A 13,934-nucleotide genomic window follows, 5' to 3' on the forward strand; every position below is an offset into this window, starting at 1 on the left:
TTAGCTCAATTTCTTTAGCGCTTTTTTAAGTTTTTTCAGTGGTTTTTTAAGGTCTTTATCACTGTCTGCGTCAATACGAGCATATGCTTCACTTGCTTTTGTCTTATTGTTTGCAAGAACATATAGCTCTGCTAGTCGCATGTTTGCCCAGTCGACAGAGGGTAACTCATTCTTTTTAACATGTTTTTGGTCGACGTGTGCGAGGAAATATTCCATATGCTCGATACCCATTTCAATATGAGACTTTGATTCCTTCGCAAGTCGCGCCAGCTGATAATGAGCATTTAATTTACGTCTCAGAGCGCGCTCGTATGTCTCAAGGCTATCTTCATCATTTTCAACCAGAGAAGGTAAGCTCATCGCTGTTAAAACATTGTATTCTGCGATAGCTTGATCATAAGCCTCTTCACGAACATAGTGACTGGCGATGACGTTTTGAATACTGCTCGAATCTGCAAAGTCTGATTTAGCATCTAAAATTGATGCTAATGCTTCATCTTTACGATCATCGGCTCTCAGGTAATTGTACATTGCAATGGTGCCTCTTTCAGGATCGAGTGCTTGTACTTTTTGAGCTTGTTTTAACGCAATTCCTAAGTCCCCACCAGCGATAGAAGGCGCATTAGTATGAAACATCATTAAGGCGTATTGAGTGTCTGGATTATTAGGTTCAAGGGAAGCGGCAATTTCTAGACTGTCGAGCGCTTTTTCTGCATAGCCAAGCGCACTAAAAATAGATTGACTAGCTTGAGCTCCCATTATACTTGCACGATTCATGTGAAGTTCGGCGCTTTGGGGAAACGCTTTGACTGCTTCGTCAATCATCTCTTCGGCATCGTCTAAATCGTCATCAGCAAGCGCAAATACATGAAGCATGTAATGTTCTTCAGTGTATTGTGACCTCGGAATCGTATTAATGGTTTGCAATAATTGAGCATGCTCTCCATTGTTTAATAAGTTTTCTAGTGCCTCAATGCTTTGAGCAGCAACACAAGTGCTTGAAAATATTGAGCTTAGGGCAAAAATACTTGCGTACAGGAGTGATTTATTTAGTTGCATATGATGCATCCTTGCGTTAAGAAATAATGGCGTTATCTGTAGACATACTCAACAACAGTAAGTTCTATCGAATAGTGATTATTGCCGTAAGATTTAGTGCTAGCATGTCCTAAAAGTCACGACTTACATTATCGAGAATATATATCATCGATAATGTAGGTCGTTTGACTAAACGTTAGCCGTGTACGCAATAAATGGCGAACAATAAATTGTTACTATTTGTGAAACGCCAAACTGTATATCGTAGGTTGGTTGTTCAACTAAATAATCCACTTAATTATCTGCTTTATAAGAAGTCAGCGATTTCGTCTAAGCGCTTTTTCTTTAGAGCATGTTTGGGAATGGTTGCCTTTTCGTCAGGATGACCAACGATGATAAGCATATAGGGTCGTTCATCATCTGGTCGTTGGCATATTTTGGATAAAAAACTCATGGGTTTCGGTGTGTGTGTGAGCGTCGCAAGCCCCGCATGATGCAGCGCGGTAATCAAAAATCCTGTCGCGATCCCAACTGATTCATGAATGTAATAATTTGTGTTTTTCTCACCAGCTTCAACACCGCCTTTCTTTTGACTGAAAACGGCAATTAGCCAAGGCGCAGTTTCTAAATAAGGTTTTTGAGCATCCGTTCCTAATGGCTTAAGCGCATTTAACCACTCATCATTTGCTGCTCCATCATAAAATCTTTGTTCGTGTGCTTCTGCCTGCTCCCTCACTTGTCGTTTAATGTCTGGCGAAGAAATGGCAGTAAAATGCCACGGTTGGTGATTTGCCCCATTGGGCGCTGTTCCGGCTGCTTTGATACAGTTTTCGATAATTTTTCGCGAAACAGGTTTATCTGAAAACTGTCGAATACTGTGGCGTCGTTTTATATCTTGATAAAACTCCATTGAGCGCTGATGCATTTGTTGAGGCGGATATTCAATAAAATCATCCAGCGGAATACTGTCGTGTTGCTGCATAAATATAGTCTTCTTTTTTTTAGTATTTATAAAGTTTCAACGTCTTAGTTACTCTATAAAATATTATGCGCTATGTCTGCTAATTTCTGGTGCAGATATTTCTTGTAAGATTTGACGCCTTCAGTATAATGCACGTCCCTCCCTTATGTCGCTTTTGAATTCCTTCTAGAAATCTAAAACACGCAAGGGAAATGTGTCTGGCGAACTTGAAAAAAGCTTAGCAAACACAATAGTAAATACTGTAGTTATGACAGCACTGCAGGGGTGTAGTTCGAATTGGTAGAACAGCGGTCTCCAAAACCGATGGTTGGGGGTTCGAGTCCCTCCACCCCTGCCATATTATGTGCGGCAGAATAATATTTTTTAGTTGCTTGAGATAATCGAGCATGAGTAAGGTTTACACTAATGAGTGATAATGTAGAAAACACTTCTAACCCATTAGACACCGCGAAATGGGTCATTATTTTCGCGTTGCTTGCTGGACTGGTCTATGGTTATGGAGCTTATGAAGAAGTATCCGTTTTATATCGCGCTTTAGTTGCGGTGGGTGTGGTCGCTGTTTCATTAGGTATTGCGGCGACAACCTTCAAAGGGCAAACGTTTTTAGGTTTTGCAAAAGACGCACGTGTTGAAGTGCGCAAAGTAGTGTGGCCAACTCGTCAAGAAGTGGTTCGCATGACCCTAATCATCCTTGCAGCAACTGCTGTTGTTGGTGTGATGTTATATTTCATTGATATGATCATTGTTTGGGCGGTTGGTCTTGTCACTGGTATCGGAGTTTAATTATGGCTGATAAAAAGTGGTACGTCGTTCAAGCGTTTTCGCAGTATGAAGGCCGCGTACAAAAAACCTTGCTTGAGCACATCAAAATGCACAACATGGAAGAATTCTTTGGCGAGATTCTTGTGCCTACCGAAGAAGTAGTTGAAATGCGTGCGGGTCAAAAACGTAAATCAGAGCGCAAATTTTTTCCTGGCTATGTGCTTGTAGAAATGGAAATGACAGAAGAGTCTTGGCACTTAGTGAAGAGCATCCCAAGGGTACTTGGTTTTATTGGCGGCACATCAGATCGTCCAATGCCAATCACTAAAAAAGAAGCCGATGCAATTCTTAACCGCCTTGAAGAGTCTGTTGATAAGCCCAAGCCTAAAACATTGTTCGAACCTGGCGAAGTTGTGCGTGTCACTGATGGCCCATTCGCAGACTTTAACGGCGTTGTTGAAGAGGTTGACTACGAGAAGAGTAGGTTGAAAGTATCGGTTCTTATTTTTGGGCGTTCAACACCTGTCGAATTAGAATTTGGTCAGGTAGAGAAAGGTTAAATTTTGACCTCATAACACTTATCGAAAAACCGGCGAATAGCCGGTTTTTTTGTTTTGGACATACAACGATTATTAATAGAAATGTTAACGCCATAGGCGCTTGTGCATACTCGCTAGTAAAGCCCCACTAATCCCCAGTCCCTCACATCTGAATACTGTTTTAAATATGCCAACCCATACCTTTGTATATGAAGTGAAACACTAGTTGCGTTTAAGCTGTATTAACCTTAGCCGATATCTAAGTACAGACCAATACTATTAGTGGTTAAAGAGATAATCGAGTTGAAGAATATGCGTATTTATATATCGCTAAAGCACAATACGAATATCGTCAATCGAACCGGTGTTTGCTACATCGCGTGTCTATTGCTTTCTTTGATGACAGCTAGCGTCTTAGCTAGAGAGTATCCTATGCCCTTAGTGTTGGCCGTTCATCAGGACAATGAAATTTCAAGTCTGGATAAAAAAGACGTAATCGATATCTATATGGGACGTTACTCAACTTTCCCAAATGGCCAAATCGCCAAACCAGTAGACTTTCCCACAAACAGTATTGAAAGGACTACTTTTTATCAAGCGTTAGTAGGCAAAACTGAGCGTAAGATTAATGCATATTGGTCAAGACTGTTGTTTTCAGGAAGAGCGACACCACCGCTTGAGGCAAGCTCCAAGCAAGCGGTTATTGATCTACTTGGAGAGTCTACGCTCATATATATACATAAAGGCGACATAACAAAGGAAATGAAGATTGTTTATCAACTCTAAATTTTTAGTCGGTCTTATGTACTTGCTGGCCATATTTGTAGGCCCATGCTCAAAAGCCGATACGCCTAAATTTTCATTTGATGGTTTTGCTAATATTGGGCTCACCTATTCTGACTCTGAAAATATTTTGTACCGCAGCTCAATTTTAAACAAGGGGCGGGAAGGGCTGTCGTTATTGCCCGACACATGGATAGGGTTGCAAACTTCAATCGTGCTATCACAACGGATGGATGCGGTGGGCCAAGTTATTATGCAAGATAGATGGGATGACAATGTATCAAATTATATTGAACTACTGTTCTTACGCTATCAACTTGATCGAAATAGTTATTTTAAGTTAGGGAGGTTCAGCACTAGCAGCTATTTATTTACGGATTCTAGGTACGTCAGTCAGTCTTATGCTTGGGTCAGAGCACCTATTGACCAATATTCTGCTGTCGGCGCCGTTGGTAATATGAACGGGCTTCAGTTCGGCTGGATGGGCGATATCGGGCCAGGTATGTTGAAAGGAACAATATCATTTGGAAACAACGAGTTTAATAATGATAGAAACGAAGAATTCATGTTGACTTATGACAATTTAATTGCCGCAAAACTGGAATTAAGCACTTTAAATTGGCGAGGACAAATCGCGCATATTGAAGCTACAATCGAAGAGCTCGTTTTTTCCGGAATAGATACTGTCAAAGAACTTGATGAATTATATCCGGGACCATTGCAAGGGTTTGCTCAGCAGATTCAAAGTGCAATGTTAGCTGATGGTAAACGCGTGAAATACTCTTCTATTGGCCTACAGTATGCGCATAATGATTTAGAATTTATTGCGGAATATGGTAAGTATGATTCAAGCTGGGCATTTGCCAGCTCAACATCATTTAGTTACGTTAGTGTTCTATATGGCATTGGCGATCAAACCTTCTTTCTGACACTTGGAGAGACGGATAGGAAACATGCGACCTCTCTTTTTGATCTTGAAGAAGCTCGATCGAGCCTGCAACCTTCACTCTTCGAATTTCTAAAACAGGCCAGTGCACCACTAACAGAATCCGTGCGTTCTAATGTATTTGACCAGCAAAGCATTAGCTTGGGTGTTCGGTGGGATACTTCTATAAACTGGTCGATTAAGGCACAGTTCGACCATTATCGAATCAATGAATTTGGAAGCGGTTTTTTTACTGTCCCTGAAAATGCGATCGCTACACTTAATTCATTTCAGACGCTAAATGTATTGAACATTAGCTTTTCAACCACCTTTTAACGTGAAGAAAAGATATGAAGCTGTCTCTTCGAATTAGTCTAACACTTGCTGCATTATCTTTGACGATTTCACTAATTGTGGCAGGCGCATCTTATTTGTATCAACTTAGAAGCGCTACTGAACAAAATGAAAGTTTGGTGCTGCAATTAGCTCAAGGTGCACAGCGTGCTAGCGTGATTGCTGCTTATCTTAATGACCATGAGCTAGCCAATGAGATTTTGGCTGGGCTCATAAACAATGATTTAATCGCAGATGCAGAAATACAAACTTCAAGCGAGCAACCGAACGTAAATCAAGCCCAAAACATTGTTAAGGTCGAACTTTTTAATCCATTTATGGCCAATGAAAAACTTGGAGATTTAGTTGTATACTCAAATAGTGATTACATTCAGCAGCAAGCAACCGAAACGAGTTTGTTAACCGCATATATGCTTTTGGGGTTAAGTTTTGTCACCGTTATCAGCGTGGGGTTATTTGTAAGGATCAAGCTAACAGCCCCATTAATAAAACTTGCCGATGAATTCCTAAAAGTGGATGTTTCAAAACCAAATCAATTGGTTAGTTTGGATATTGGGTATCAGCATAAAGATGAAATCGGTTTATTGGTCAAAAAAGTTAACTCATTGATAAGCGCACTGCAAACACAGTACTTGTCCGAATATGAACTTAGGAAGTCTACAGAAACTTTACAAAGACGGTTTAGACTTTTATTCGAGCAATCAACGGCGGGGATAGGCTTATTAGAAAATGATGGTAGAGTGAATATCTCAAATCCTGCGATGAATCAATTGTTTGGTAAAGATATCGAAGGAGAAAACTTTGTCAGCTTCTTTGAAACCCCAGAATTATTGCAAGAGCACATTCAGGCAATACAAAGCAATAACGCTTATTCTCAAGTTGGATTAGATCTCGTTAGCTACAAGGGAGAACGCAAGCGCTATTTGCACTGTCTGCTATCAACAATAAAAGATAGCCGCCAAGATCCAAGAGACGATTCAGACCATCTTATCGAAATTATGATTTACGATGTCACTTCCCGAAGAGAGCTTGAACAAAGAGCTAGATACGAAGCGGATCATGATTCTTTAACAGGCTTGATGAATCGACGTTCTGGTCTAGTGACCTTAACAAGCCAATTAAATAAGGCTCGGGCAACGCATAAAGTGTTTGCTGTAATGATGATTGATTTAGATAGATTCAAGCCAATAAATGATGATCATGGACATGATGTAGGTGATGTTGTACTTCAAAAAATAAGTGAAAGGCTTTCTGCATTAACTTCTGCTTTTGACGCCAATTGTATCCGATGGGGGGGCGATGAATTTCTGGTAGGGATTGCGATTGACTGCATTGAAAAAGGATGTGCTTCGGATGTAGAAGACCTAGCAACTTCATTACTCGGCTCTTTACAGCAAACGATTCGTATTGATGAGCAACTCACCGTTCAAGTAGGTGCAAGTATCGGTATCGTCTTACTCGATATCTCCAATAATAACAGACCTAGTGCAACCGTAGACTTAAATGAAGTTACGATTGAAAACTTGATAAAAAAGGCGGATGAGCTAATGTACAATATAAAACAAGAAGGTAAAAATAGCTTTGTGATTGATCACATTTAAACCTCAACCTCTTATAAACCCCAAATTACTTCTATTTAGTTGTTGACCATGTTGTGCTTAAAGAATATACTTTGCGCCCTTTTTTATGCATCGGGAAGCCGTTCGAGAAGATATTCTCAGTATCTTCAAGGCGTTACACCCACTAATTGAGAGTAAAACAATGGCGAAGAAAGTCACTGGCTTAATTAAGCTACAGGTTGCTGCTGGTTCAGCAAACCCAAGTCCCCCGGTTGGTCCTGCACTAGGTCAACACGGTGTTAATATCATGGAATTCTGTAAAGCGTTTAATGCAAAAACAGAATCTCTTGAAAAAGGCGCTCCAGTACCAGTAGAAATTACTGTTTACGAAGATCGCTCTTTTACCTTCGAAACTAAAACACCACCCGCATCTTTCTTACTTAAGAAAGCAGCAGGCATTAAGAGTGGTTCTGGTCGTCCTAACACTGAAAAAGTGGGTACGGTAACTCGCGCGCAATTAGAAGAAATTGCAAAAGCGAAAGAACCTGATCTTACAGCGGCTAGCTTAGACGCTGCGGTAAACACCATCGCGGGTTCTGCTCGTAGCATGGGCTTGGTAGTAGAGGGTTAAGACATGGCTAAATTATCTAAGCGCGCTCGCGCAATCGCGGACAAAGTTGACGCGACTAAAGAATACGAAATTAACGAAGCACTTGCGCTTTTAAAAGAATTTGCAACGGCTAAGTTCGCTGAAAGTGTTGACGTTGCAGTTAACCTTGGTATAGATGCTCGTAAATCTGACCAAAACGTTCGTGGTGCAACTGTACTACCAAACGGCACTGGTAAAGAAGTACGTGTTGCTGTGTTTACACAAGGCGCAAATGCTGAAGCAGCTAAAGAAGCGGGTGCAGACATCGTTGGTATGGATGACCTTGCAGACTTAGTTAAGAAAGGCGAAATGAACTTTGACGTAGTAGTGGCTAGCCCAGACGCAATGCGCGTTGTTGGTCAACTTGGTCAAATCTTAGGCCCACGTGGTCTTATGCCTAACCCTAAAACGGGTACAGTTACACCAGACGTAGCAACTGCAGTCAAAAATGCAAAAGCTGGTCAGGTAAGATACCGCAACGATAAGAACGGTATTATTCACGCAAGCATCGGTAAAATTGCGTTTGAGCCAGCTCAAATTCAAGAAAACCTAGAAGCATTGCTTGAAGCGTTGAAGAAAGCTAAGCCTTCTTCAGCAAAAGGTACATATATCAAAAGAATCAGCCTAAGCACAACTATGGGTGCTGGTGTCAAAGTTGACGCAGGTACGCTAGCTAACGCTTAAGTTAGTCAGGCGATTCTCTCTTAAAAGGTTATGGGTTAGAGCTGGTAACGCCAAAAGCGATATACAGCTCTCGTCCAAGACCGCAGGCGCTAGACGGTAAAAGAGGTAAGAGAACTTTTACAGGCTTAGGTTTAATTATCTAAGCAAACGTCAAAGCTTAATACTACCTGCGCAGACGGTGGTTTCAACTCAGACTCTCTGGGAAATGAACACCGTAGAGCGGTACTCGTTTTATCTATCTTGGATAACGCGTGGTATCAATCTGTAAACACTGATGAAGGCCAAATAAGCATTGTAAAGTGCATACTTAACCAACATCAGCAATTAAGAAGGTGAACTCAGTGGCACTAGGATTAGCAGCAAAAAAAGAGATCGTAGCTGAAGTAAGTGAAGTTGCATCTCGCGCTCTATCTGTTGCCGTCGCTGAATACCGTGGGATGGAAGTTTCTGAACTGACTGACCTGCGCGTTCAAGCTCGTGAGCAAGGCGTATACCTCAAGGTTGTACGTAATACTCTAGCTAAGCGTGCGTTAGCAGACAGCAAATTTGCAGACATGGACCCTGCTTTAACAGGGCCTTTAATTTACGGTTTCTCTATCGAAGCTCCGGGCGGCGCAGCGCGCTTGTTCAAAGACTTCGCTAAGAAAAACGACAAATTAAATGTCACAGCATTGTCTATTGGTAGTGGCTTACTTGGTCCAGAAAAACTGGATGCAGTTGCTTCTCTACCTACCCGCGACGAAGCGCTTGCAAAACTTCTTGCAACCTTCAAAGCACCTGCCGAGAAATTCGTTCGTACTATCAACGAAGTACCTGGCAAGTTTGTGCGTGTATTGGCGGCGATCAAAGAAGAAAAATAATTTTCTTTTTTGGCATATTAAATTTTTAACATTAAACCCAGGAGTTTAGAGAAATGGCTCTAACCAAAGATGATATCTTAAACGCAATTGCTGAAATGCCAGTAATGGAATTAGTTGAACTAATCGAAGCAGCTGAAGAAAAATTCAACGTATCTGCAGCAGCAGCAGTAGCAGTAGCTGGTCCAGCTGCAGCAGCAGAAGCTGTTGAAGAGAAGACTGAATTTGACGTAGTTCTTACTTCATTCGGCGCTAACAAAGTTGCTGTTATCAAAGCAGTACGTGGCGCAACTGGCCTAGGTCTTAAAGAAGCTAAAGAAGTAGTTGAATCTGCTCCTAAAGCTATCAAAGAAGGCGTAGCTAAAGAAGAAGCTGAAGAACTTAAGAAGACGCTTGAAGAAGCTGGCGCTGAAGTTGAAGTTAAGTAATTAATCGATATTAATTACTGGCCGTAACAGGCTCAGGCAGGTGATTTTTAATCACCTGCCTTTTTGCGCTGTAGGACATGCAATATTTCACCCTTTGTTTGCATTTCTTTAAAGCGCGGGTATATAGTAGGTAAGTTTTTGTTTTCCATAAAAAAGGCAGTATAGCTTTTTATGGTTTAAACTTTACTTAGATACCCAAAAAAAGGGTACTGGAAGTTTGCTTTGCATTGAGGTTTTGTAGGTAGTGCATCGCAGGTTGGGTCTAAAATCAGTCGGCTGAGGAACCCATGGTTTACTCTTATAGTGAAAAGAAACGTATCCGTAAGGATTTTGGCAAGCGCCCGCAGGTATTGGAAATTCCATACCTCCTTTCAATTCAACTGGATTCATTTAAAAAGTTTATCGACCAAGATCCTGATGGTCAATATGGCTTAGAAGCGGCATTCCGCTCAGTGTTTCCAATAAAAAGCTACTCTGGTAACTCCGAGTTACAATACGTAGCTTATCGCTTAGGCGAGCCGGTATTTGACGTAAAAGAATGTCAAATTCGCGGTGTAACTTATTCAGCTCCTTTAAGAGTCAAGCTTAGACTTGTCTTGTTTGATAAAGAAGCCGCGCCAGGTACAGTTAAAGACATCAAAGAACAAGAAGTATACATGGGTGAAATCCCACTGATGACTGAAAACGGTACATTTGTTATCAATGGAACTGAGCGTGTAATCGTTTCTCAGTTGCATAGATCTCCCGGTGTATTCTTTGATCATGATAAAGGCAAAACTCACTCGTCTGGCAAAGTGCTTTATAATGCACGTGTCATTCCATACCGTGGTTCATGGTTGGATTTCGAGTTTGATCCAAAAGATAACTTATTTGTTCGTATCGATCGTCGTAGAAAATTACCTGCGACCATTATTCTTCGTGCGCTAGAAATCAGTACCGAAGAGATCCTTGACTTATTCTTTGAGAAAATCAAAGTAAGTATCGAGAACGACAAGCTTAAAATGGACGTTGTGCCAGATCGTCTGCGCGGTGAAACTGCTCAGTTCGATATTATGGACAACAACGGCGAAGTCGTAGTAGAAGAAGGCCGTCGTGTTTCTGCTCGTCATACTCGTGCTTTAGAAAAAGCAGGCGTGACAGAGTTAGAGATCCCAGCTGAGTATCTACTTGGTAAAATCTACGCGAAAACGCATGTCAATGAAGAGACAGGCGAAGTAGTCGTTAACGCTAACGATGAAGTTACGCTAGAAAACTTACTTGCGCTACGCGACTTAGGTACAGAAGAGTTTGAATTACTGTATATCAACGAACTTGATCACGGTTCTTACATTTCTGACACTGTTAAGATTGACCCAAGCACAAACCGCTTAGAAGCATTGGTAGAAATTTACCGTATGATGCGTCCTGGTGAGCCACCCACTAAAGATGCTGCTGAAACGTTATTCGATAACCTATTCTTTGCAGAAGAAAGATACGACTTATCTGCTGTAGGTAGAATGAAATTCAACCGCCGTCTTGGTCGTGAAGCACTAACAGGTGCTGGCACATTAGATAAAGACGATATCGTTGAAGTGATGAAGCGCTTGATTGCAATTCGTGACGGTAAAGATGACGTCGATGATATCGATCACTTAGGTAACCGCCGTATTCGCTCAGTAGGCGAAATGGCTGAAAACCAATTCCGCGTTGGTCTTGTTCGCGTAGAGCGCGCAGTTAAAGAGCGCCTAAGCTTAGGTGACCTTGATGCGGTAATGCCACAAGATCTAATTAACGCTAAGCCTATTTCTGCTGCTGTAAAAGAGTTCTTTGGTTCAAGCCAACTTTCTCAGTTTATGGATCAGAACAACCCATTGTCAGAAGTTACGCACAAACGTCGTATTTCTGCATTAGGTCCTGGCGGTCTTACGCGTGAAAGAGCAGGCTTTGAAGTACGAGATGTTCACCCGACTCACTATGGTCGTGTATGTCCGATTGAAACGCCGGAAGGTCCAAACATCGGTTTGATCAACTCGCTTTCAAGCTTCGCAAGAACTAACGATTTTGGTTTCCTTGAAACACCCTATAGACGCATTGTCGACGGTGTAGTGACAGACGAAATTGACTACTTATCAGCTATCGAAGAAGGTCAGTTTGCAATTGCACAGGCTAACGTTGTGTTAGACGAAAACAATGCACTTGTAGAAGACTTGATTCCATGTCGTCACCGTGGTGAAACCACATTAATGCAAAAGGCAGACATCACGTACATGGATGTTTCGCCACAACAAATCGTTTCTATCGCAGCCAGTATCATCCCGTTCCTAGAACACGATGATGCTAACCGCGCATTGATGGGATCAAACATGCAACGTCAAGCCGTACCAACGCTTAAGGCTGATAAGCCATTAGTTGGTACTGGTATGGAAAAAACAGTTGCTGTTGATTCTGGTGTAACGGTTGTTGCTAAACGCGGCGGAACAATTGATTTCGTTGACGCAAGTCGTATCGTGGTTAAAGTAAATGAAGATGAAATGACAGCGGGTGAAGCTGGCATCGATATCTACAACTTAACTAAATACACGCGTTCTAACCAAAATACATGTATTAACCAAAAACCAACTTGTAATGTAGGTGACCCTGTTGTCACTGGTGACGTACTGGCCGACGGTCCGTCAACAGACTTAGGTGAGCTTGCATTAGGTCAGAACATGCGTATCGCGTTCATGCCTTGGAATGGTTATAACTTCGAGGATTCAATCCTTATTTCTGAGCGTGTTGCACAAGAAGACCGATTTACTACTATCCACATTCAAGAACTTAGCTGTATCGCTCGTGATACCAAACTTGGTCCAGAAGAAATCAGTGCCGATATTCCAAACGTAGGTGAATCTGCGCTTGGTAAACTAGATGAATCTGGTGTGGTTTATATCGGTGCCGAGGTGAAAGGTGGCGATATTCTAGTAGGTAAAGTGACGCCTAAAGGCGAAACACAACTTACGCCAGAAGAGAAACTACTAAGAGCTATCTTTGGAGAAAAAGCGTCTGATGTTAAAGATACATCACTTCGCGTACCAAACAGCGTTCGCGGTACAGTCATCGACGTACAAGTCTTTACTCGCGACGGTGTTGAAAAAGATAAGCGCGCAGTTGAAATTGAAGAAATGCAATTACGTCAAGTCAAGAAAGACTTGGGCGATGAGTTCTCAATCTTAGCTGACGGTATTTTTGCTCGTACTCAGCAGTTGCTACTTAACAACGGTGTTGACCAAGCTAAGCTTGACAGTATGCCGCGTGAAAAGTGGTTTGATATCGCACTTAAAGATGAAGACGCGCAAGCTGAACTTGATCAAAGTGCAGAGCAACATGCCGAAGTTAAAAATGACTTCGACAAAAAGTTTGAAAACAAACGTCGTAAAATCACTCAAGGCGATGACTTAGCACCAGGTGTCCTTAAAATTGTTAAGGTTTACCTAGCTGTTAAACGTCATATCCAACCAGGTGATAAAATGGCGGGTCGTCACGGTAACAAGGGTGTTATCTCTGCTATCCAACCAGTAGAAGATATGCCGTATGATGAAACAGGTACGCCTGTAGACATCGTTCTTAACCCTCTAGGTGTACCGTCACGTATGAACATCGGTCAGATTCTTGAAACTCACTTAGGCATGGCTGCCCATGGTTTAGGTGTGAAAATTGACCGCATGATCAAAGAGCAAGAAGAAGTCGCTAAACTTCGCAGCTTCCTCAAAGAGGTTTATGACCTTGGTGAGAAGCATCAAGAAGTTGATTTAGACACTTTCTCTGATCATGAGATTAAGCGTTTGGCTGAAAACTTACGTAAAGGTGTACCGGTTGCTACTCCAGTATTCGATGGTGCTCGTGAGTCAGAAATCAAAGAAATGCTTAAGCTAGCAGACATTCCTGAAAGCGGACAAATCACCTTGTTTGATGGCCGTACAGGTAGATCATTTGAGCGTCCGGTAACCGTCGGTTACATGTACATGCTTAAACTTAACCACTTGGTTGACGATAAGATGCACGCGCGTTCAACAGGTTCGTACAGTCTTGTTACACAACAACCGCTTGGTGGTAAAGCACAGTTCGGTGGTCAACGCTTCGGTGAGATGGAAGTGTGGGCACTTGAAGCATACGGTGCCGCTTATACCTTGCAAGAAATGCTTACGGTCAAGTCTGATGACGTTAATGGTCGTACTAAGATGTATAAAAACATCGTCGATGGTGACCACAGAATGGAACCAGGCATGCCTGAGTCATTCAACGTATTGTTGAAAGAAATCCGTTCACTAGGTATCAACATCGAGCTAGAAGAACAGTAAGCGTTGACGTTGCGAAAGTAACTAAGCAAACAGGTTGGCTCTGTTGCTGTATCCACTA

At 41.9% G+C, this 13,934-nt stretch carries 12 protein-coding genes and 1 tRNA gene; 11 read left to right on the top strand and 2 right to left on the bottom strand.

Annotated features, from left to right (window positions below):
- Both KUL10_RS11715 and KUL10_RS11720 read right to left on the bottom strand, forming a co-directional pair.
- Positions 1 to 1,059 (bottom strand): hypothetical protein, encoded by a 1,059-nt coding sequence (locus tag KUL10_RS11715; protein ID WP_110429119.1) that lies wholly within the window; start codon positions 1,057 to 1,059, stop codon positions 1 to 3.
- A gap of 286 nt (positions 1,060 to 1,345) precedes the next feature.
- Positions 1,346 to 2,020 (bottom strand): nitroreductase family protein, encoded by a 675-nt coding sequence (locus KUL10_RS11720; protein ID WP_110429120.1) that lies wholly within the window; start codon positions 2,018 to 2,020, stop codon positions 1,346 to 1,348.
- 260 nt (positions 2,021 to 2,280) lie between these two features.
- Between KUL10_RS11720 and KUL10_RS11725 the strand changes: the two genes are divergently transcribed.
- From KUL10_RS11725 to rpoB, 11 genes are all read left to right on the top strand, one after another.
- Positions 2,281 to 2,357 (top strand) — tRNA-Trp (locus tag KUL10_RS11725).
- Positions 2,358 to 2,425: 68 nt separating this feature from the next.
- Positions 2,426 to 2,803 carry a preprotein translocase subunit SecE gene (gene secE / locus KUL10_RS11730; RefSeq protein ID WP_110429121.1) on the top strand — a complete coding sequence of 126 codons (378 nt, stop codon included), beginning with the start codon at positions 2,426 to 2,428 and terminating at the stop codon, positions 2,801 to 2,803.
- A gap of 2 nt (positions 2,804 to 2,805) precedes the next feature.
- Positions 2,806 to 3,342 (top strand): transcription termination/antitermination protein NusG, encoded by a 537-nt coding sequence (nusG, locus tag KUL10_RS11735; RefSeq protein ID WP_110429122.1) that lies wholly within the window; start codon positions 2,806 to 2,808, stop codon positions 3,340 to 3,342.
- A gap of 291 nt (positions 3,343 to 3,633) precedes the next feature.
- Complete coding sequence (locus KUL10_RS11740; protein ID WP_233499799.1) at positions 3,634 to 4,107, top strand: hypothetical protein; 474 nt, start codon at positions 3,634 to 3,636, stop codon at positions 4,105 to 4,107.
- On the top strand, positions 4,091 to 5,365 hold the full coding sequence (locus KUL10_RS11745) for a hypothetical protein (protein ID WP_110429124.1): 1,275 nt from the start codon (positions 4,091 to 4,093) through the stop codon (positions 5,363 to 5,365). The genes KUL10_RS11740 and KUL10_RS11745 overlap by 17 nt, the downstream gene beginning before the upstream one ends.
- 14 nt (positions 5,366 to 5,379) lie before the next feature.
- Entirely contained in the window at positions 5,380 to 6,984 is a 1,605-nt protein-coding gene (locus KUL10_RS11750) for a sensor domain-containing diguanylate cyclase (RefSeq protein ID WP_110429125.1), read from the top strand.
- A 160-nt stretch (positions 6,985 to 7,144) separates the two neighbouring features.
- The gene (gene rplK, locus KUL10_RS11755) at positions 7,145 to 7,573 is read left to right on the top strand and encodes a 50S ribosomal protein L11 (protein ID WP_110429126.1); all 429 of its coding nucleotides are present in this window, start codon (positions 7,145 to 7,147) and stop codon (positions 7,571 to 7,573) included.
- A 3-nt stretch (positions 7,574 to 7,576) separates the two neighbouring features.
- A complete protein-coding gene (gene rplA / locus KUL10_RS11760; RefSeq protein ID WP_110429127.1) occupies positions 7,577 to 8,275 on the top strand; it encodes a 50S ribosomal protein L1 in 699 nt (232 codons plus the stop codon).
- A gap of 341 nt (positions 8,276 to 8,616) precedes the next feature.
- The gene (gene rplJ, locus KUL10_RS11765) at positions 8,617 to 9,135 is read left to right on the top strand and encodes a 50S ribosomal protein L10 (protein WP_110429128.1); all 519 of its coding nucleotides are present in this window, start codon (positions 8,617 to 8,619) and stop codon (positions 9,133 to 9,135) included.
- A gap of 53 nt (positions 9,136 to 9,188) precedes the next feature.
- The gene (gene rplL, locus KUL10_RS11770) at positions 9,189 to 9,560 is read left to right on the top strand and encodes a 50S ribosomal protein L7/L12 (RefSeq protein ID WP_110429129.1); all 372 of its coding nucleotides are present in this window, start codon (positions 9,189 to 9,191) and stop codon (positions 9,558 to 9,560) included.
- Positions 9,561 to 9,847: 287 nt separating this feature from the next.
- Positions 9,848 to 13,876, top strand: a complete 4,029-nt coding sequence (gene rpoB, locus KUL10_RS11775; RefSeq protein WP_110429130.1) for a DNA-directed RNA polymerase subunit beta — start codon at positions 9,848 to 9,850, stop codon at positions 13,874 to 13,876.
- Positions 13,877 to 13,934: the final 58 nt, after the last annotated feature.

This window comes from Glaciecola sp. KUL10 (assembly GCF_003203515.1).
Taxonomy (GTDB): Bacteria; Pseudomonadota; Gammaproteobacteria; order Enterobacterales; family Alteromonadaceae; genus Glaciecola.